Origin of the sequence: Paraburkholderia xenovorans LB400, assembly GCF_000013645.1 — a bacterium.
Classification (GTDB): Bacteria; Pseudomonadota; Gammaproteobacteria; order Burkholderiales; family Burkholderiaceae; genus Paraburkholderia; species Paraburkholderia xenovorans.
Genome location: NC_007951.1, coordinates 4,548,608 through 4,568,104, shown reverse-complemented (window position 1 = coordinate 4,568,104; position 19,497 = coordinate 4,548,608). Strand labels below are relative to the sequence as shown.

The 19,497-nt window shown below is 62.5% G+C and carries 15 protein-coding genes; 5 read left to right on the top strand and 10 right to left on the bottom strand.

The annotated features are described in order from the left end of the window. Positions 1 to 34: 34 nt before the first annotated feature. The 4 genes from BXE_RS20555 to BXE_RS20540 all read right to left on the bottom strand — a co-directional run bounded on the left by BXE_RS20555 (position 35) and on the right by BXE_RS20540 (position 4,524). Positions 35 to 1,468 (bottom strand): DUF2957 domain-containing protein, encoded by a 1,434-nt coding sequence (locus BXE_RS20555; RefSeq protein ID WP_011490085.1) that lies wholly within the window; start codon positions 1,466 to 1,468, stop codon positions 35 to 37. A 495-nt stretch (positions 1,469 to 1,963) separates the two neighbouring features. Further along, complete coding sequence (gene argC, locus BXE_RS20550; protein WP_011490083.1) at positions 1,964 to 2,911, bottom strand: N-acetyl-gamma-glutamyl-phosphate reductase; 948 nt, start codon at positions 2,909 to 2,911, stop codon at positions 1,964 to 1,966. Between the two features lie 208 nt (positions 2,912 to 3,119). Beyond that, on the bottom strand, positions 3,120 to 3,692 hold the full coding sequence (locus BXE_RS20545; protein ID WP_011490082.1) for a flavodoxin family protein: 573 nt from the start codon (positions 3,690 to 3,692) through the stop codon (positions 3,120 to 3,122). A 229-nt stretch (positions 3,693 to 3,921) separates the two neighbouring features. Further along, complete coding sequence (locus tag BXE_RS20540; RefSeq protein ID WP_011490081.1) at positions 3,922 to 4,524, bottom strand: YbhB/YbcL family Raf kinase inhibitor-like protein; 603 nt, start codon at positions 4,522 to 4,524, stop codon at positions 3,922 to 3,924. Positions 4,525 to 4,790: 266 nt separating this feature from the next. Between BXE_RS20540 and BXE_RS20535 the strand changes: the two genes are divergently transcribed. Next, positions 4,791 to 5,480, top strand: a complete 690-nt coding sequence (locus tag BXE_RS20535; protein ID WP_011490080.1) for a response regulator — start codon at positions 4,791 to 4,793, stop codon at positions 5,478 to 5,480. 94 nt (positions 5,481 to 5,574) lie between these two features. Here the strand turns inward: BXE_RS20535 and BXE_RS20530 are convergent, their stop codons facing one another. Then, on the bottom strand, positions 5,575 to 6,261 hold the full coding sequence (locus tag BXE_RS20530; protein ID WP_011490079.1) for an orotate phosphoribosyltransferase: 687 nt from the start codon (positions 6,259 to 6,261) through the stop codon (positions 5,575 to 5,577). A 387-nt stretch (positions 6,262 to 6,648) separates the two neighbouring features. Here BXE_RS20530 and BXE_RS20525 point away from each other — a divergent pair, with 387 nt between their 5' ends. Both BXE_RS20525 and BXE_RS20520 read left to right on the top strand, forming a co-directional pair. Further along, positions 6,649 to 7,881, top strand: coding sequence for an MFS transporter (locus BXE_RS20525; RefSeq protein ID WP_011490078.1), 1,233 nt, complete (start codon positions 6,649 to 6,651; stop codon positions 7,879 to 7,881). A 301-nt stretch (positions 7,882 to 8,182) separates the two neighbouring features. Further along, the gene (locus tag BXE_RS20520; RefSeq protein ID WP_011490077.1) at positions 8,183 to 10,465 is read left to right on the top strand and encodes an NADP-dependent malic enzyme; all 2,283 of its coding nucleotides are present in this window, start codon (positions 8,183 to 8,185) and stop codon (positions 10,463 to 10,465) included. Positions 10,466 to 10,923: 458 nt separating this feature from the next. Here BXE_RS20520 and BXE_RS20515 read toward each other — a convergent pair whose 3' ends face one another. Continuing rightward, positions 10,924 to 14,523: an indolepyruvate ferredoxin oxidoreductase family protein gene (locus tag BXE_RS20515; protein ID WP_011490075.1), complete on the bottom strand. Its 3,600-nt coding sequence runs from the start codon at positions 14,521 to 14,523 to the stop codon at positions 10,924 to 10,926. A gap of 361 nt (positions 14,524 to 14,884) precedes the next feature. On the opposite strand from BXE_RS20515, the gene BXE_RS20510 reads away from it, so the two are divergent. Continuing rightward, a complete protein-coding gene (locus BXE_RS20510) occupies positions 14,885 to 15,085 on the top strand; it encodes a hypothetical protein (protein ID WP_038457246.1) in 201 nt (66 codons plus the stop codon). 157 nt (positions 15,086 to 15,242) lie between these two features. Here BXE_RS20510 and hppD read toward each other — a convergent pair whose 3' ends face one another. Next, entirely contained in the window at positions 15,243 to 16,340 is a 1,098-nt protein-coding gene (gene hppD, locus BXE_RS20505) for a 4-hydroxyphenylpyruvate dioxygenase (RefSeq protein WP_011490074.1), read from the bottom strand. A 170-nt stretch (positions 16,341 to 16,510) separates the two neighbouring features. Between hppD and BXE_RS20500 the strand changes: the two genes are divergently transcribed. Beyond that, positions 16,511 to 17,008 carry an Lrp/AsnC family transcriptional regulator gene (locus BXE_RS20500; RefSeq protein WP_011490073.1) on the top strand — a complete coding sequence of 166 codons (498 nt, stop codon included), beginning with the start codon at positions 16,511 to 16,513 and terminating at the stop codon, positions 17,006 to 17,008. A gap of 81 nt (positions 17,009 to 17,089) precedes the next feature. On the opposite strand, the gene BXE_RS20495 is transcribed toward BXE_RS20500, so the two are convergent. The 3 genes from BXE_RS20495 to BXE_RS20485 all read right to left on the bottom strand — a co-directional run bounded on the left by BXE_RS20495 (position 17,090) and on the right by BXE_RS20485 (position 19,442). Then, positions 17,090 to 17,764: a GNAT family N-acetyltransferase gene (locus BXE_RS20495; protein ID WP_011490072.1), complete on the bottom strand. Its 675-nt coding sequence runs from the start codon at positions 17,762 to 17,764 to the stop codon at positions 17,090 to 17,092. Between the two features lie 242 nt (positions 17,765 to 18,006). Further along, a complete protein-coding gene (locus BXE_RS20490; protein ID WP_011490071.1) occupies positions 18,007 to 18,615 on the bottom strand; it encodes a TetR/AcrR family transcriptional regulator in 609 nt (202 codons plus the stop codon). Positions 18,616 to 18,629: 14 nt separating this feature from the next. Further along, a complete protein-coding gene (locus BXE_RS20485) occupies positions 18,630 to 19,442 on the bottom strand; it encodes a DUF1835 domain-containing protein (RefSeq protein WP_011490070.1) in 813 nt (270 codons plus the stop codon). Between the last annotated feature and the right edge of the window lie 55 nt (positions 19,443 to 19,497).

Here is a 19,497-nt window from a genome sequence, read left to right as displayed (position 1 = left end):
TGTCTCGTACTGCGAACTGCCGGTCCGTTGTGGCTCACTTGCTGATTTGCGCGCCAATGCCGAAGTAAGGAGCGCTCGACGCCGTGCTGCTGAGTTGCGACGTCGGCGCTACCCCGCCATTCACGGTCCCTTGAATCTCGATGGCGTACAGCCCGCCGGATGCGATCGCGAGGCCGGTCTGACCGTTCGCCTGCTGCACACCAACGAGTCCCGGGCTCGGCAAGCTGTAGCCGAGACCGAAGCCGTCTTCCGCTGCGGAAGTCGACGGGTTGATGAAAGTGCCGACGCCGCCCTGGATCAATGCCGCGGTGTACCTGAAGTTCGAGTCGGCACCTACGTAGCCGCCGTCGAAGCCGCCGGATGCAAGCGGCGTGGCCGCCGCGAGCATCGCGATGCCGGACTCGTCGTCGACCTTGGCGTCGGCGTGCAGCAAGGCGGCCGTACCCAGATTCACGGAACCCGTGCGGATGACGAGCGGCACCGTCGCGCCATTGATCTGGCCGAGAATCATGTGCGCCTGCGCGGACACGCCGCTCGGCTGGTTCAGCGGCGGCAGCTTGAGCTGCGCGCCGATCTGCGGTGCGTTCTGGCTGTCGAAGTAACCGCCACCATTGGCGGTCCACGCTGTGCCGGTGGTCAGGCAGCCGCTCGTGCTCGGCGTGAAGGCCGCGTTCGCCGGATTCGAGCCGGTGCAGTTGCCGGCCGCGTCGAAGGTTTCGACCGTGTTGGTGGCCGTCGCCGCGTACGAGCCGGACGGCACGAGGTGGTACAGCAGACCGTTGTAGGTGCCGGCCAGCCTGGTGATGTCGGTCGTCGTGCTGGCGAAACCGAGGAACGGATAGAAGTCGAAGTGCCGGTTCGGCACCGCGCCGACGTGATCGATGATGCCGGGAACGATGGTCAGTCCGTCGTACTCGACAGTTGCGCCCGGAATGCCGCCACCGGCCACGCCCTGGCCGACCAGGATCATCGGTGGGTTCGGGTTGTTGACGAAGTCGGGCGTCGTGTACGTGGAGCCGTTTGCGGGCGCGGTGCCGGTGCCTTTGCCGAGAATGAAAGCGCAACGGGTCTGCTCCGCGGTCGGCAGCATGCCGGTTGGCGGATGAATCACCGCACCGGTGATCTGGGTGCCTTCGCGGGTGATCGTGACGTCGGCGCTGGTCAGCGGGATCGGTGACTTGAGCCACTTCAGCGTGTAGGTCATCGCCGTCGCGTCAATGTTCAACTGCACGACTTCGCCGCTACCCGCGCCGCCTAGGAACGTGCTCTTCACGATGTCGGCGGTCGCGGGGCACAACGCAGCCGCGCCGGCGCCCGAGGGTGGCGGACCTTGCACGCCGCAGCTCGCGCCTGAACATTGCGCTGGGTTGACCGGGCCTGGATTGTCGGCCTTGCCGCCACCGCAGGCGATCAGGAATGGGGCCGTGGCAATGGCCATCGCCAGGCCTCGAGTAATGGCGTGCGACATGCTGCTGTCTCCCTTCATGTAATTGTGCGAGCTAATTTCGCTGTGCGGATAATGGCTGTCAATTGAATGAGCCGTCTAAAAAGACTGATTCAAACAACATGTTTTTTGCCGGACGCGCACCGTCTGGACGCAGGCGGCCCTTTTAAACAAAAAAGGAATTTTCGGCTGGAAGACGGCATTGTGGCTTCGCCGCACTCCCTTGACAGGCAAGCCTTACAGCAAAATGGCTCTATCATCTTCGAACGACCGTTCGCAAAAAAATCAGGAATTTCCCTATGCGGAAAACTCTGCTGTGGACGTCGTTATCAGGAATGAATTACCGGCGCTTTGTGAGAGCAGTCCCATTTTTATTTTTTAAGTAATGCGGGCTACTACTGATTAAGCGCGGAAAAGGGGAATTGGGAATGGCGGTTTTTAAAACAGAAAAGCCGGTCCTGATGGACCGGCTTTTCTGCGCTCGACGGCGAGGCCGCCGTCTGCATTTTTCCAGCTTGTTCAGCGTTTCAGGCCGCTTTCTTCATTGGCGCCGATCGCGAGGTTCATGCACTGGATGGCCGCGCCCGAAGCGCCCTTGCCCAGGTTGTCCAGCCGTGCGACGGTCACGAAGCGCTCTTCGTTGCCGAACACGAACAGGTCGACGCGGTTGGTGTCGTTGTTCGCCTGCACGTCGAAGAAGCCGCTGTCGAGGTTCGCTTCCGCGTTGAACGGCGCAACGTGCACGAAGGCTTCGCCCGCGTAGTACTCGGCGAATAGCGCCTGCACGTCTTGCGGCGTTGCCTTCTTCGCCAGTTGGTTCGGTGAGAAGAACGAGGTGACCGCGAGGCCCTTGTAGAAGTCGCCGACGATCGGCGTGAAGACCGGCGCCGACTTCAGGCCGGTATGCGCGGCCATTTCCGGCAGATGCTTGTGCGTGAGACCGAGCGCGTACGGACGCGGGCTCTTGAGCCTGTCGTTGCCGCCTGCTTCGTAGTCGGCAATCATTTTCTTGCCGCCGCCGCTGTAGCCGGTAATCGAGTAGGCGTGCGCGGCGAACTCGGGCGCCACCACGCCGGCTTCGACCAGCGGACGCATGGCGAGCACGAAGGCCGACGCATGGCACCCCGGCACGGCAATGCGTTTCGCCGTGCGCAGACGCTCGCGTTGCGAGCGCGCCAGTTCGGGCAGACCGTAGGCCCACTCGGCGGAAGTGCGGAACGCGGTGCTGGCGTCGATCAGCACGGTGCGATCGTTCTCGACCAGCGAGGCGGACTCGCGCGAGGCGACGTCGGGCAGACACAGGAACGTGACGTCCGACGCGTTGATGAGACGACGGCGCTCTTCGAGGTCTTTGCGTTTCGCTTCTTCGATACGCAGGATCTCAACGTCGGCGCGTTGCGACAGGTATTCGAAAATCTTCAGGCCGGTCGTGCCTTCCTGTCCGTCGACAAAAACTTTCGTGCTCATCTCGATCTCACTGGCTTGCTGGAAACGGGGCGCTACGCCGCGCCGGAACGCTATTTTAAGACCTGATGGCGCCCGACGTACAAAAGGGGTGAAAAAACGACGATGCGCGCCGAAGATGACATCGGCGTGACCCGTTATACGATGGATGCACGCCGATGCCGGCCGGTTCGCCGCAACCCGCACGTCAACCCACGCTCCAATCCACGCTTCAGCGGGCCGCGGCGATCCAGCGCGCCGTGACCGCGGCCACGCGTGCGCCGAACATGCGCGCCGTTTCCAGATCGCCGGGGGGCGGTGCTTCTTCCGGCGACGCGTCGGCCGGCGACTGCGTGAGCAGCCCGGTAAAGCCGCCCACGTAGTTCAGGTCGTTGCGGGTCGCCGCCTTGGTGTTCGACGGCATCATGCCGGTGCCCGCCCAGATCATGCTGTGCTGCATGGCCAGCGTGACGAAATACTGGATCGTCGAGAACTTGTCGCCGTTCATGGTCGCGGAATTGGTGAAGCCGGCCGCGATCTTGTCCTTCCACGTCTGTCCGAACCAGGGTTTCGAGCTCGCATCGGCGAATTTTTTGAAATCGGCGGAAGGGCCGCCCATGTATGTCGGCGCGCCGAAGATAATGGCGTCGGCCGCGGCCAGGTCGGCCCACGCCGCGTCGTCGATCTCGCCGACCGGCAGCAGCTTCGCGTCCGCACCGGCTTCGACGGTGCCTGCGAGCACCGCCTCGGCGACTTTCTTCGTGTGGCCGTAGCCGCTGTGATAAACGATGACGATCTTCGACATAACACTCTCCAGCAAGATGAAAAGGAAGGGGCAGGCACGGCGATGGTGCGCACCTGTAGCGGCGCTGCTTCGGCAAGCATGACGCTCGCCGGCTGACTGCACATTAGCGTGCACGGATGACAGAATTTCCGCGCAGGCGGCAATAGGAGACAAGCGGCTGCGAGGAGATGCAAGCCGTGCGCCAGGCGGGGCTCCGGCTCGCGCACGGCCTGGGTTGTACGAGCCTGGCCTAGCGTCCGTAACTGACCACCATCCGCGCACTGCCGAGCGTCGCGGTGCTGATCTCGTGATCGAACATCAGTGCGGGGCGGCCTTGCGCGAGACGCAGATCGGCGGTGCTCAGCGCATAAACGGTGATGATGTAGCGATGCGGCTTGCCCGCAGGCGGACACGGGCCGCCGTAGCCGTCGGTATCGAAGTCGTTGCGCGCTTCGAGCGCGCCCACTTTGCTGAGGAACCCGGAAGAACTCGCGTTCTCCGGCAAGCTGACGACCGTAGCCGGAATACCCGCAACCGCCCAGTGCCACCATCCGCGGCCCGGCGCATCCTGATCGAACATGGTGACTGCGAAGCTGCGCGTGCCGGGCGGCGCGTCGTGCCAGGAAAGTTGCGGCGAGCGGTTACCGCCCTTGCAGTCGCCCTGATTGAAAACCTGAGCGGCTTCCACCGTGCCGCCCGCGTGGAAGCTGGCGCTGGTCAACGCGAACGCACCCTCGGCGAAGGCATGCGGCCCTTGCGCTGCCAATAGCGCGAGGCCCAGCATGGCGCAGGGAAGGGACGGCAAACGGCGCAACGGCAAAGCATTCGAAACAACCAGGCAACGCGAGCGCATGTGCCGGTTCTCCTGTGAGGGCGCGAGGCAGTTGCACTCGCGAAAGTTATTGTCCCTATTTTGTGCCTCAAGGTCGAATCAAGTCTAACATTAGCTCTGCTACGCACCATTGTTGCGCACTCCGGTGGAATTTGCGCGCCGGAATCGGCTATAGTCGGAGGAATTGTCCGCGCGAGACTCAAGCCGCGTCCTCATTCGTTTGAGTACTAGAGCACAAAGGCATGTCAGAAGTTTTGGAGAGTGGTTTATCTGCCGAAGGGAGGGCAATGCAAGATCCAGTCAGGGTCGTGGTCGCTGACGACCATCCGGTTATTCTGTTCGGCGCCGAGCAGGCTTTGCTCAAGTTTCCTGGTCTGCAAGTGGTCGCCCGTGCACGACAGTCAACCGAATTGATCAAGGTGCTGCAAACCATTGCCTGCGACGTGCTCGTCACGGATCTGGCAATGCCGGGCGGCCAATATGGCGACGGCTTGCCGCTGATCGGCTATCTACGCCGCAATTTCCCCAACCTTCCCATCGTCGTATTGACGATGCTCGAGAACGCCGCGTTGCTCAAGCGGCTGAGCGAACTCGGCGTAACGTCGGTCGTCAACAAGTCGGACGATCTGAGCCATATCGGGCTCGCGGTGCAGCACGTCAGCCGCAACCTCGAATACATGAGCCCGTCGGTCAAGGCGTCGCTAGATGCATTGCGCATGAACGCCGGCGGCAAGAACGACGAAGTCATGTTGTCCAAACGTGAGCTGGAAGTGGTGCGCCTGTTCGTGTCCGGCATGACGATCAAGGAAATCTCGGAGCAACTCAACCGCAGCATCAAAACGATCAGCACGCAGAAGAACACGGCCATGCGCAAACTCGGCATCGAGCGGGATTCCGAGTTGTTCCAGTACGCGCAGAGCAACGGCTTGCTGAACCTGTCGTCGCATTCAACGGACGCAACCGGCGGCGTGTCTTAACGTCGCGCACGTTTTGTAGGGCGAAGATAGAAAAAGGGCGCCTGTCGATAAGACAGGCGCCCTTTTTTATCCGATCCGCGTCAGGCGGCGACGCTTATTGCGGCGTCGAGGTTGCGCCGCCATGCGCCGCCGACCATTCAGCCGGTGCGTGCAGGAATTTTTCCACTTCGTCGAGCGTCCTGGTGTCGAAGTACTTGTTTTCCTTCGCGACGCGCAACACGTCCCACCACGTGGCGAGCGCGTGCAGATCCACGTCGATGTCTTTCAGCACCGAGACGCTTTCCTTGAAGATGTTGTAGTGGAACAGCACGAAGCAGTGGTTCACCGTGGCGCCGGCGGTGCGCAGCGCGTTGATGAAGTTGATCTTGCTGCGGCTGTCCGTGGTCAGGTCTTCGACCAGCAGCACGCGCTGACCTTCGGTCAGCAGGCCTTCGATCTGCGCGTTACGGCCGAAACCCTTCGGCTTCTTGCGCACGTATTGCATCGGCACCATCAGGCGATCGGAGAGCCAGGCCGCGAACGGGATACCGGCGGTTTCACCACCGGCGACCGCGTCGATCTGTTCATAACCGACGTCGCGCAGGATCGTGGTCTCGGCCATTTCCATCAGACCGCGGCGCACGCGCGGATACGAGATCAGCTTGCGGCAGTCGATATAAACCGGGCTCGCCCAGCCGGACGTGAAAATGTACGGTTTCTCCGCGTTGAAGTGCACTGCCTGTACTTCCAGCAGCATCTTGGCGGTCGTGTCGGAGATCGTCTGGCGATCGAAGCCTGTCATGGGCGGATCCTTGGGTGTCAGCGGGGAGAAGCGGGCGCGAGGCCCGGTGGCGCAGCAAGTGGGGTATGCCGCACCATGTTGGGCGGCGCCTTGACAGGCAAATACGCTGCCGGTCAGTGGAGTGCAGGCCGGTTTTGCTGCGCGCGTAGGCCGACATTTTACCCGAAATGAGCCCTTCGGAGGAGGCCGTGACGCGTGCCGGCGGTCAATGATGGGCATGACGGCCGCGCTTCACAGGCTTGGCGGCCATTGAACGGACACGCCGGCCGGGCACATTCGCTCGTGCTTTTTGGCTCGCTTGTGAGCAGCCGGGGGCGCCTTTACACTCACGCGATTTCCCGGGCGCTTGCTGCCGTTGCCGCGCCTTCGACCTACGGAATGCTTTCAATGAACGCCGCTCCTTCCGCCACCGATACGCGCGCATCCGCGAAAGATGGCTACGCCGCCCGCGCGCTGGTCGCCTCGGTACTCGGTTACGCAATGGACGGCTTCGATCTGCTGATCCTCGGCTTCATGCTCCCCGTGATTACCGCCGATCTGCATCTGAGCTCCGCGCAAGGCGGTTCGCTCGTCACGTGGACGCTGATCGGCGCGGTGGCGGGCGGTCTGATCTTCGGCGTGTTGAGCGACTATTTCGGCCGCGTGCGCATGCTGACGTGGACGATCCTGATCTTTGCAGTCTTCACCGGCTTGTGCGCGCTGGCGCAGGGCTATGTGGACCTGCTGATCTACCGGACCATCGCCGGGATCGGGCTCGGCGGCGAGTTCGGCATCGGCATGACGCTGGTGGCCGAAGCGTGGCCGGCGTCGCAGCGAGCACGCGTGTCGTCGTACGTCGGGTTGGGATGGCAGCTCGGTGTGCTGGCGGCGGCCTTGCTGACGCCGCTGTTGTTGCCGCTGATCGGCTGGCGCGGCATGTTCGCGCTCGGGCTGCTGCCGGCGGTGGTGTCGTTCCTTGTCCGGCGCCATGTCGAGGAGCCGGCGCTCTTTACGGAGCGCGTCGCGCGCGGCATGCGCAAGCTGCCGCTGAAATTGCTGGTGGCCGATGGCCGCACCACGCGCGCCAGCATCGGCGTGGCGATTCTCTGTTCGGTGCAGAACTTCGGCTACTACGGCCTGATGATCTGGCTGCCGAGCTATCTGTCGACAACCTTCGGCTATTCGCTGACCCGATCCGGACTGTGGACCGCCGCGACGGTTCTCGGCATGGCGTGCGGCATCTGGCTGTTCGGCATCGCCGCCGACCGCTTCGGCCGCAAGCCGGCCTTTCTGTTCTACCAGGCGGGCGCGGTGGTGATGGTCTTCGTCTACGCGCACCTGAGCACGCCAATGGCGCTCCTGATCGGCGGCGCGGCGATGGGCGTGTTCGTCAATGGAATGATCGGCGGGTACGGTGCGCTGATCTCCGAGCTTTATCCGACCGATGCACGCGCTACCGCCCAGAACGTGCTGTTCAATGTCGGCCGCGCGGTGGGCGGTTTCGGACCGGTGGCCGTGGGCGCGCTGGCCGCGCGCTACTCGTTCGGCGCTGCGCTCGCCGTGCTCGCGTCGATCTACTTGCTCGACATCTTCGCGACGCTTTTCCTGATTCCCGAACGACGCGGCGCCGAACTCGAATGAGCGCGACCGGCACCGCGTGTGACCTGCGAATGACAGGCGGCGCATGCGGCGCTGCAGCATTGCCAGCCGCTGTTTCGCCGATGGTGAGCCGCGTTAACCAGTCAGTCCATCGACGCATTCGGGGTGTACACTAATCGACCCGCTAAGCACTCCGCACCGTCCCGTCCCCCGGTGAGGTTCGACGCCGCGCCCAACCGGCGCATGCGCAAGCCGCCTCGGTCGATTATCCATTCGATAGATGTAAGCGACGCCGATGGTGCGGTGTGCCGGGCTCAATTACTTACGTCTCGCAGGTCAGAAAATGGACGAACAACTTAAGCAAAGCGCTCTCGCCTATCACCAGAACCCGAAACCCGGCAAGATTTCGGTCACCCCCACCAAGCCGCTGTCGAACCAGCTCGATCTCTCGCTCGCATACTCGCCGGGCGTCGCCGCGGCGTGTATGGCGATCTACGACGAGCCGCTCGACGCGCAGAAGTACACCTCGCGCGGCAACCTGGTCGGCGTGATCACCAATGGCACGGCCGTGCTCGGTCTCGGCAACATCGGTCCGCTCGCCGCGAAACCCGTCATGGAAGGCAAGGGTTGCCTCTTCAAGAAATTCGCCGGCATCGACGTGTTCGACATCGAACTCTCCGAGTCCGATCCGGACAAGCTCGTTGAGGCGATCGCCATGCTCGAGCCCACGCTCGGCGGCATCAACCTCGAAGACATCAAGGCGCCCGAGTGCTTCTACATCGAGAAGAAGCTGCGCGAGCGCATGAAGATTCCAGTCTTCCACGACGACCAGCACGGCACCGCGATCATCGCGTCGGCGGCGATCCTGAATGGTCTGAAAGTAGTCGGCAAGAAGCTCGGCGAAGTGAAGCTCGTATGTTCCGGTGCGGGCGCGGCAGCGATCGCGTGTCTGGATCTGCTGGTGAACCTGGGCCTGTCGAAGAAGAACATTCTGGTCACGGACTCCAAAGGCGTGATCTACGAAGGCCGCGGCAATCTCGATCCGTCGAAGGAACGTTACGCGGCGAACACCGGCGCGCGCACGCTCGCTGACGCCATCCGCGGCGCCGACGTGTTCCTCGGCTGTTCGAGCGCGGGCGTGCTGAAGCCGGAGATGGTCGCCGAAATGGGCACCCAGCCGCTGATTCTCGCGCTGGCGAATCCGGAGCCGGAAATCCGTCCGGAAGACGCGAAGAAGGTTCGTCCGGACTGCATCATCGCGACCGGCCGTTCGGACTACCCGAACCAGGTCAACAACGTGCTGTGCTTCCCGTTCATCTTCCGCGGCGCGCTGGACGTGGGCGCCACCACCATCACGGAAGAAATGAAGCTCGCGTGCGTGCGCGCGATCGCCGAGCTGGCCGAAGAAACCGATCAGGGCGACGAAGTCGCGAAGGCCTACGAAGGCCACTCGCTGGAATTCGGTCCCGAGTACCTGATTCCCAAGCCGTTCGATCCGCGCCTGATCATCAAGATCGCGCCGGCCGTCGCTCAGGCGGCAATGGATTCGGGCGTTGCGACCCGTCCGATCAAGGACATGGACGCATACCGCGAAGAACTCGGCACCACGGTGTATCGCACCGGCATGGTGATGCGTCCGGTGTTCGCCGCGGCGAAGTCGGAGCCGGCGCGCATCGTGTTCGCCGAAGGTGAAGACGAGCGCGTGCTGCGTGCCGCGCAGTTCGTGCTGCTGGAAAAGATCGCCAGGCCGATTCTGGTTGGCCGTCCGTCGGTGATCGAGATGCGTCTGAAAAAGATGGGCTCGAAGCTCAAGTGCGGCGACGACTTCGAGGTTGTCGATCCGGAGGACGATCCGCGCTATCAGCAATCCTGGCAGGCCTATCACGAGCTCGGCGCGCGCGAAGGCGTGACGCCGGACGTGGCAAAGGCCGCCATGCGCAAGTTCAATACGCTGATCGGCGCGATCCTCGTGCGCCTCGGCGAAGCCGACGGCATGATTTGCGGCATGATCGGCCAGTACCACACGCACCTGAAGTTCATCGAACAGGTGCTGGGCAAAGCAGAGAACGTTCAGAACTTCGCGGCAATGAACCTGCTGATGCTGCCGGGCCGCAATCTGTTCATCTGCGACACATACGTGAACGAGACGCCCACCGCCGAGCAACTGGCCGACATGACGATGCTGGCTGCTGGCGAGATCGAGAAGTTCGGTATCACGCCGAAGGTCGCGTTGCTGTCGAACTCGAACTTCGGCAGCGCGCCTTCTTCGTCGTCGCAGCGTATGGCCGCGGCTCGCAAGCTGATTGTCGAGCGCGCGCCAACGCTCGAGATCGACGGTGAGATGCACGGCGATGCGGCGTTGTCGGAAGCGGTGCGCAAGGCCGCGTTCCCCGGCACGACGCTGAGCGGCGAAGCCAACCTGCTGATCATGCCGAACGTGGAAGCGGCGAACATCACGTACAACCTCCTGAAGATGATCGGCGGCGAAGGCGTGACGGTTGGCCCGTTCCTGCTGGGCGCGGAAAAGCCGGTGCACATCCTGACGCCGGCGGCGACCGTGCGCCGGATCATCAACATGACGGCGGTGGCTTCGGCCAACGCGCGCAAGCCGGCGAACGCGAAGTAATGCAGATGCCTTGAGGATTGAAGCGGCGCCTCGCCGAGGTGCCGGCTACGAGCCTGCCAGAACGCCACGGAAGTTGATTCCGTGGCGTTTTTTGTATGCGCGGCTGCGGCGCGTTCGTGGTTGGCGGCGTCTTCGTCCTAAGAATTCTTAGTTCGTTTCGTGTGTTTGGGAATGTTCCTATTCGATCGGCAGCGATGCGTTTGTAAAGTGACTCCTGAAGCACAGCACATGCTGACAGCAACGGAACAGTCGGCTGGTCAATCCCTGTTGTCGTCGTGCGCTGCGCTTCGCCACGTAAATGTTCGTTGTGTTGCAGGAAGTAGCAGTACCAGCAGTACCGCCGGTCTGGCGCACATGCATGACGTGTCTAAACCGGAAACAAAAAAGGCGACTGTCCGCGAGGACAGCCGCCTTTCCCATTTGCGCCCGATGCATCACATCCGGTCAGGCGAACACGATCACGCTGCGTGTTGCGCCTTTGCCGTCTCCGGCGAACGCCACCGCGCCAGCAACTCGTTCCATTTGACGCGCACGCCCTTCAGGTTGTTCTCCTTCACGTGACCATAACCGCGAATGCCGTCCGGCAGATTCGCGAGCTCTACGGCCAGCTCACGCGTCTGCACGGTCAGGCCGCCAATCAGCTCACGCACCAGCGCTTCATACTCGACGATCAACGCCCGCTCGGTACGTCGCTCTTCCGTCTTGCCGAACACATCGAACGCGGTGCCGCGCAGGAACTTGAACCTGGCCAGTACGTGCATCGCGCTGAAGACCCACGGACCGTACTTCTTCTTCACCAGATGGCCTTTGGCATCCTTCTTCGAGAAGGTCGGCGGCGCGAGGTGAATGTGAAGCTTCCAGTCGCCTTCGAAATTCGCCTTCAGCTTTTCGATGAAGGCCGGATCGCTGTACAGACGGGCGACCTCGTATTCGTCCTTGTAGGCCATCAGCTTGTGCAGATTCTTCGCGACCGCCTCAGTCAGCGGCAACTGGCCGTCGATCGAATCGAGCGCCGACTCCGCCGCACGTACCTGCGACACCAGCGCGCGATAACGGTCGGCATACGCGCTGTTCTGCCACGCCGTCAGATACGCGGCGCGTTTGTCGATCAGCGTGTCGAGCGCTTTCGGCGTGTGCAGCGAGATGATCTTGCTGCTCATTGCTTCCGCGGCGGCGCCGCGCCCCTGCGATTGCGCGAGCTGGCGTACCGCGGCCAGGTCGTGCGCCGCACGGCGGCCCCATTCGAACGCCGCACGGTTCTTTTCGACCTGGACGTTATTCAGCTCGATGGCGCGCATCAGCGACTGATACGTGAGCGGCACCCAGCCGCGTTGCCATGCGTAGCCGAGCACGAACGGATTCGTATAGATCGCATCACCGAGCAATGCGACGGCGAAGTGATTCGCGTCGACCGTATCGACGCCTTCGTCGCCGGCGCCGGCCCGCACGTCGGCTTCCGTGCTGCTGCCTGGGAAGCGCCAGTTCGGGTTCTTGATGAGCTCGGCGGTCGGCGTATGCGCCGTGTTCAACACGACGCGTGTGCGGCCTGCCTGCATGCGCGAGACGCATTCGTCGCTGGCGGTCACGATCGCATCGCAGCCGATCACCAGACTGGCTTCACCCATAGCGATACGCGTCGCGTGGATGTCGGCCGGATTCTTCGCGATCTGCACGTGGCTCATCACGGCGCCGCCTTTCTGCGCGAGGCCGGTGACGTCGAGTACCGTGACGCCCTTGTTCTCCAGGTGCGCGGCCATGCCGAGCAGCGCGCCGATCGTCACGACACCCGTGCCGCCGACGCCCGTCACCAGCACACCGTATGGCCTGTCCATCGACGGCAGTTCGGGTTCCGGCACCGGTGGCATGGCGTCGCCGACAATGCCGGAGGCGGCCTTGGGCTTGCGCAACTGACCGCCTTCAACCGAGACGAAGCTCGGGCAGAAGCCGTTCACGCACGAAAAGTCCTTGTTGCAGGTGGACTGATTGATCTGGCGCTTCGTGCCGTACTCGGTATCGAGCGGCTCGACCGACAGGCAGTTGGACTTCACCGAGCAATCGCCGCAGCCTTCGCACACTGCCTCGTTGATCACGACGCGGCGCGCCGGATCCGGATAGGCGCCGCGTTTCCTGCGACGGCGCTTCTCCGTCGCGCAGGTCTGGTCGTAGATCAGGATCGTCGTGCCGGACACTTCGCGCAGCTGGCGCTGCACTTCGTCGAGCTTGTCGCGGTGATGGACGTCGATGCCCGGCGCGAGGCCGACGTTCGCCGAGTATTTCTCCGGCTCGTCGGTGACGATCACGATCTTCGTCGCGCCTTCGGCGGCAAGCTGGTGGGTGATCTGCGGCACGGTCAGCACACCGTCGACCGGCTGGCCGCCCGTCATGGCCACCGCGTCGTTATAGAGAATCTTGTAGGTGATGTTCGCCTTCGACGCGATCGCCGCGCGAATCGCGAGCAGCCCCGAGTGGAAGTAGGTGCCGTCGCCGAGATTGGCGAATACGTGTTTGTCGTTGGTGAACGGCGCCTGGCCGATCCACGCGACGCCTTCGCCGCCCATCTGGCTGAACGTGCTGGTGCTGCGGTCCATCCAGACCGTCATGTAATGGCAGCCGATGCCGGCCATCGCGCGCGAGCCTTCCGGCACGTTGGTCGACGTATTGTGCGGGCAGCCGGAGCAGAACCACGGCTTGCGTTCGGCTTCGACGCGCGGCCGTGCCAGCGCCTTTTCCTTCGCTTCGATCACCGCGATGCGCGTGGCGATGCGAGCGCGCACGTCGGACGGCAGGTCGAATTTGTCAAGCCGTGTGGCAATGGCCTTCGCGATGATCGCCGGCGAGAGTTCGTAATGCGCCGGCAGCAACCAGTTGCCCATCGGCACCGACCATTCGCCGCCGGCGCCGTCCTTTTCGTCGAACTTGCCGAACACGCGCGGGCGCTGCGCGTCGGGCCAGTTGTACAGCTCCTCCTTGATCGCGTACTCGAGAATCTGGCGCTTTTCCTCGACCACCAGAATTTCGTCGAGGCCGCGCGCGAAAGCCTGCGCGCCTTGCGCTTCGAGCGGCCAGACGCAGCCGACCTTATAGAGCCGGATGCCGATGCGCGAGCACGTTTCGTCGTCGAGACCGAGATCGGTCAGCGCCTGACGCACGTCCAGATACGCCTTGCCGCCGGTCATGATGCCGAAGCGCGCATGCGGCGAATCGATTTCGACGCGGTCCAGCTTGTTGGCCCGGACATAGGCGAGCGCGGCATACCACTTGTAGTCGAGCAGACGCGCTTCCTGTACCAGCGGCGGATCCGGCCAGCGGATATTCAGACCGCCTTCGGGCATTGCAAAGTCGTCCGGCAGGACGATCTTCGTGCGGTGCGGATCGATATCGACCGAGGCCGACGACTCGACCACGTCGGTCACGCACTTCATCGCGACCCACAGGCCGGAGTAGCGGCTCATCGCCCAGCCGTGGAGACCGAAGTCGAGATATTCCTGCACGTTCGAGGGGAACAGCACCGGCAAGCCGCACGCCTTGAAAATGTGTTCGGACTGGTGGGCGAGCGTGGAGGACTTGGCCGCATGATCGTCGCCGGCGAGGACGAGAACGCCGCCGTGTTGCGCCGAGCCGGCCGAGTTGCCGTGCTTGAAGACGTCGCCGGAACGGTCGACGCCGGGGCCTTTGCCGTACCACATCGAGAACACGCCGTCGTATCTGGCGCTCGGGTACAGATTGACTTGTTGTGAACCCCAAACGGCGGTGGCCGCGAGGTCTTCGTTGACGCCTGGCTGGAACACGACCTGATGCGCGGCGAGATGCTGTTTCGCCTTCCACAGGGATTGGTCGAGCCCGCCCAGCGGCGAACCACGGTAGCCGGAGATAAAGCCGGCGGTATTGAGCCCGGCGGCCCGGTCGCGTTCCTGCTGCAGCATGGGCAGACGCACCAGCGCCTGAATGCCGCTCATGTACGCGCGGCCGCGTTCGAGGGTGTATTTGTCGTCGAGCGTGACGGAAGACAACGCGGCTTCGAGCGAGGCTCGCTGACCTGCGTCTAGCGGGGCATTCATTATGTGTACTCCTCCAACCAGTTTGGGATCACCAAAACTTTTTTTGAGCCCCGGCATCTTGTGAATGCGGAGGGCCGGGGCCGCCATATTGACGTGTTTCAAGCGATGGTAGCACTGGTGAAAACCCGCCGCACATCGTCAGAAAACAGACGCCGTGGCGGTACTGGCCGGCTGGTGCAGCGTTTTGCCGTCGACAACCTGAGGCACCTGTTCGTGAGCCTGTAACAAGCTGTAAAAACTACAGATCTGCGGAACTGTAGTTGAAATTTCTGTCTAAAACCCCACCTGCGAGCAATGTCCGCGCAACGCTCCGCATTCGGCGGAGCTTCACGACAGCAGGGCAGTTAGAAAAGGAGTACGCATGAACACGAGAAACATCCAGGCCTTCCTGATGGTTTCGGCCGCATTTTTTGCCATGAGCGCACCGGTGCGCTCGAACTCGGGCAGCGCGGGGGCGCAGTCGAACGCGGTGACTCGCACGGCGCAGGTCGCGCCCGCACGTATCGCCTTGGGCAGCGTCACGCGATCTACCAAGGCCGACGGTCAAGATCAGAATTCGTGATGCGCGGCTTATGCAGCGCGTCGATTGAATAACTGGCCGTCGTCCCACCAGGCCACCCAGGGTCCGCTTGAGACAACGGCATAAATGAAAAGGGCGAGGATCGTGAGATCCTCGCCCTTTTCATTTGGTATCTACCGATCCCGCGCAGCCACGAACGTCAGGCTTTGTCCTGCACCACGCCACGGCGAATCTGATCCAGCTCGATCGATTCGAACAGCGCCTTGAAGTTGCCTTCGCCAAAGCCCTGATTGCCCTTGCGCTGAATGATCTCGAAGAAAATCGGGCCGATCTGGTTTTCGGTGAAGATCTGCAGCAGCAGATCTTCGGGCGCGCCGTCGATCAGAATCTTGCGCTTGCGCAGCTCGTCCAGCGGCTCGCCGTGATTCGGCACGCGGCGATCGACCAGTTCATAGTAAGTGTCGATCGTATCGAGCAGCGAGATGTTCGCCGCGCGCAAGCCGTCCACCGTGCGATAGATGTCGTTGGTGCCGAGCGCAATGTGCTGAATGCCTTCGCCGCGGTACGCGTCGAGATATTCCTGAATCTGGCCAGCGGTGTCCGAACCTTCCTCGTTGATCGGAATGCGGATCTTGCCGCATGGCGAGGTCATCGCCTTCGACTTCACGCCCGTCACTTTGCCTTCAATGTCGAAATAGCGCACTTCGCGGAAATTGAACAGGCGCTCGTAGAACTCCGCCCACTCCTGCATGCGGCCGCGATGCACGTTGTGTGTCAGATGGTCGATGTAGGTCAGGCCATGACCCACCGGATTCGGGTTCGCACCGGGAATCGGCTCGAAGTCGACGTCGTAAATGTCGATGTTGCCGACGCTGTTCGGCTCGGCGCCGTTCTTGCCGCGCCAACGGTCGACGAAATAGATCAGCGAGTCGCCAATACCTTTGATCGCCGGAATGTTCAATTCCATCGGGCCGGTTTTGTTGTCGAAGCCCCATGCGCCTTTTTCCAGCGCCTGCTGGTACGCCTTGGCGGCGTCCTGAACGCGGAAAGCGATCGCGCAGATCGACGGGCCGTGCAGACGCGCGAAGCGTTGCGCGAACGAATCCGGCTCCGCGTTGACGATAAAGTTGATTTCCCCCTGGCGATACAGCGTCACGTCCTTATGACGATGCCGCGCGATCGCGGTGAAGCCCATCTGTTCGAACAGCTTGCCGAGCGCCTTCGGATCCGGTGCGGTGTATTCGATGAACTCGAAACCGTCGGTGCCGAGCGGGTTTTCCCAGGTTGAAACCTGCATTGTCTGTCTCCTCATGTGGGCCGGCGCGTGGCGCGAGCGGGGTAGGCGGGTAAGCGCGACTGGATGGCGCAAGTGTAAAGGCCTGCTTGCGACGAAAACTTGCGAACTTAATCGCGTACCGATACGCTGACGCTATTTTCTAGCTCGATAGACCGAACGGACGGCAGAAAATGGCCAATATAGAGATAGATGCCATCGACAGGCGGATTCTGGCGATCCTGCAGGAGAATGGCCGGCTGTCGAACCAGGAGATCGCCGAGCGCGTCAATCTTTCGCCGAGTCCGTGTCTACGGCGTATCCGCCGGCTGGAAGAGAGCGGCGTGATCCGCAGCTATGTCGCGTTGCTCGACGCGCAGCGGCTCGGGCTCGACTTGCTCGCGTATGTGAATGTGCGGTTGGAAAAACGCGGTGGTTCGGCGCTCAGCCCGCGTGGCGACGCGACCCACGCCGATCTGTTTCGCGCGGCCGTTCAGGCGTGGCCCGAAGTGGTGGCGTGCCATGCAATGACCGGCGAGATGGACTATCTGCTGCGTGTTCAAGTGGAGGATATGGCGCACTTTTCGCGCTTTGTGCAGGACCAGTTGCTGCACCATCCATCCGTGATCGACGTGAAAACGAGCTTCTCGCTCGAAAAGATCAAGGAGACGACGGCGCTGCCGATCTTGTGAGGCGCCGCCGCGCGCGCAGGCGCTCGATAAAAAAAGGGCAGTTCACTCGTGAACTGCCCTTTTTTGTGAACCGCGAAGCTATCAGGCTGCAGCCGCAACCTTCGCCGGCATGAACGATTCAAACAGCCTGGACGCCTGACGTGCTTGGCGCTTGAGCGCGTAGTCGAACACCGCGGCCTGCTCCTGCAGCATTTCGGCGATGATGCTCGACTGGTCCGCCGGCGGCAGCGTCAGATAGGCGTCTGCCTCGCCATAGGCGTATTCGATCTTCATGCCCGCCTTCTTGGCGATGTGCATCATGGTCGAGTTGCGCGACAGGCAGTGCATGTACAGCGTGGTGACGTGCGTATTGCGGCTGCGAATGGCGGCGCGTTCAAACAGCTTCGAGCCGATGCCCTGACCGCGAACGCTTTCCAGCACGGACACGCCGAACTCCGCAGTACGCTTGTCGCCTTCAGCAGGCAGATAAGCCAGGTGGCCGACGCCGGTCAGTTGCAATTGGCTGTTGAAGACGCCGAACACGGTGTCGCGCGTGAAATCGATCGCGCGGACGTAGTTCTCGATCACATGGTCCGGCACGATCTGGCCGAAGCGCAGAAGACGGTCGTCTTCGTCGAGCGCGAGGAAGTGGGTGAGCAGCCGTTCGCGGTCGACGGCAGTGAGTTCGCGGACCAGAGCTGGCGTACGACCGGCTGGCTGCGTGGAACGATCGTGCGCGACGATCGGCTCAGCGGCGCGGGGTGTAATCAGGTTCATGGTCGGGTTCTCCTTTTAATCGAACGGCGTGGTGCACCGCAAAAGCAATTTTAGCGGAAACCCGCTCCGATCACTAGGGAAAACCCGTACAAAATTCTGAAGAGAATGCCTAAAAAGATGACGCCCTATTTTTATGTTATTGATTTTTATGAATAAATAAATAAAACGAGCGTGCTCGATATGATGTTGTATATCGACCATCTCGCATCGATATGTCAGCTGAATATTGTTGCGCTGCGCAATCAGCCCGGATTCGAACCCAGCCCGTGGTCCACCATGCCGACCACCTGCTCGGCGAATTCGCGGTAACCCAGGCGGCCATCCGGCTTCAGCCAGGTGAATGTCCAGTTGATCATGCCGAACACCATCATGGTGAGCGCGGTCTGGTTTTCGCGCGTGGCGCGCTCCGGATAAGCACGCGCCAACTGCCGCGCAAATGCCGCGACCACGTCGCGCTGGCGGTTCAGGATCACCTCGCGCTGGGCGTCGACAAGGTACTTCACGTCGTTTAACAACGCGACGTGCCGGCTGTGCGATGTCTCATATTCCGACAGAAACGCACGGATCAGCTCCGCAAAGGTTTCCCGCTCCGACAAGCCGCGCCGCTGGCTCGCGCCTTCCACCTCGGCGATGATCAGCATGAGCCGCTTGGTGTAACGGTCGAGCAGATCGAACAGGATCGCTTCCTTGCTCGCGTAGTAGTGATAGAGCCGTGCTTTCGACGTGCCGCTCGCGGCGGCGAGATCGGCCATCGAGGTGCTGGGATAGCTGGTCTGGGCGAATTTCGCCGCGGCAAGCTCGAGAATCTGCTCGCGCTGGGTTTCGTGGTCGGGGGCTCGGGTACGGGCCATAGTTGTCTGTTTTATTAGTGTGGACAGGGGGCGAACGCCGCGCACAGTTCCAGTGTGCGCCATGCGTTTGCGTCGCCGCGCAGCTTGATGCGCCGGGCTGCGGCCAGTTCGCGCATGCGCCACAGCACAATGCTGTCGCTGACCAGAAATCCGAATTCGGCGGCCATCAGGGCGGCGGCAACGCGCGCGGCGGGCTGCCAGTCTTCGGTGGCGTGTTCGAGAATCAGCGCGTCCAGTTCCGCGAAACTGCCGCTCGTGAACGTGTTGTCGCGCCAGCGCCGCGTTTCGCCGTTCGCGTGTTTGACTTCCTGCCATTCGAGCGCGAGCCGGCTGATGCGCAGCACGGAAATCGGCGCGGCGTCCGCCAGCCGGTCCTGCAGCACGGCCGGCGCGAACATGCCCACAGATGTCGCCCGGTCTTTGCGGCTGTGCGCCCACGCGCCCGGATCCGTGAGATCGCGGATCGACAGACGCACTTCGTTCAGCCGCTGCGGGTTGTTGCGCAGGTGATAGCAGACGCGGCGCAGCATCAACTGATCCGACGCGCTGTCGCCGTGCCAGACCACCAGGTTCACTTCGGCGCGCACGATGCTCTCCAGCGCCGCATCCTGCTCGCGGATTTCCCGCAGAAAATCGCGCCGGGTGTCCGCGCTCACGCGATCCCAGAAGTCCGCGCGCACGTCGGGGGCGTCGTCGACGCCGCGCAGCGGGCCGACCGCGAGATCGTCTCGCAGCGCGTGCACGCGATCGCTGCGGCCCGCATCGCGCAGCGCGGTGCGCAGTGACTCGGCGGCGACGTCGCCGTTGGTGAGGTGGATCGTGCTCATCGGCAGTGGCGTAGGGCGGTTAACGACATAAGGGGCCGCTCATCGACCAGAACAG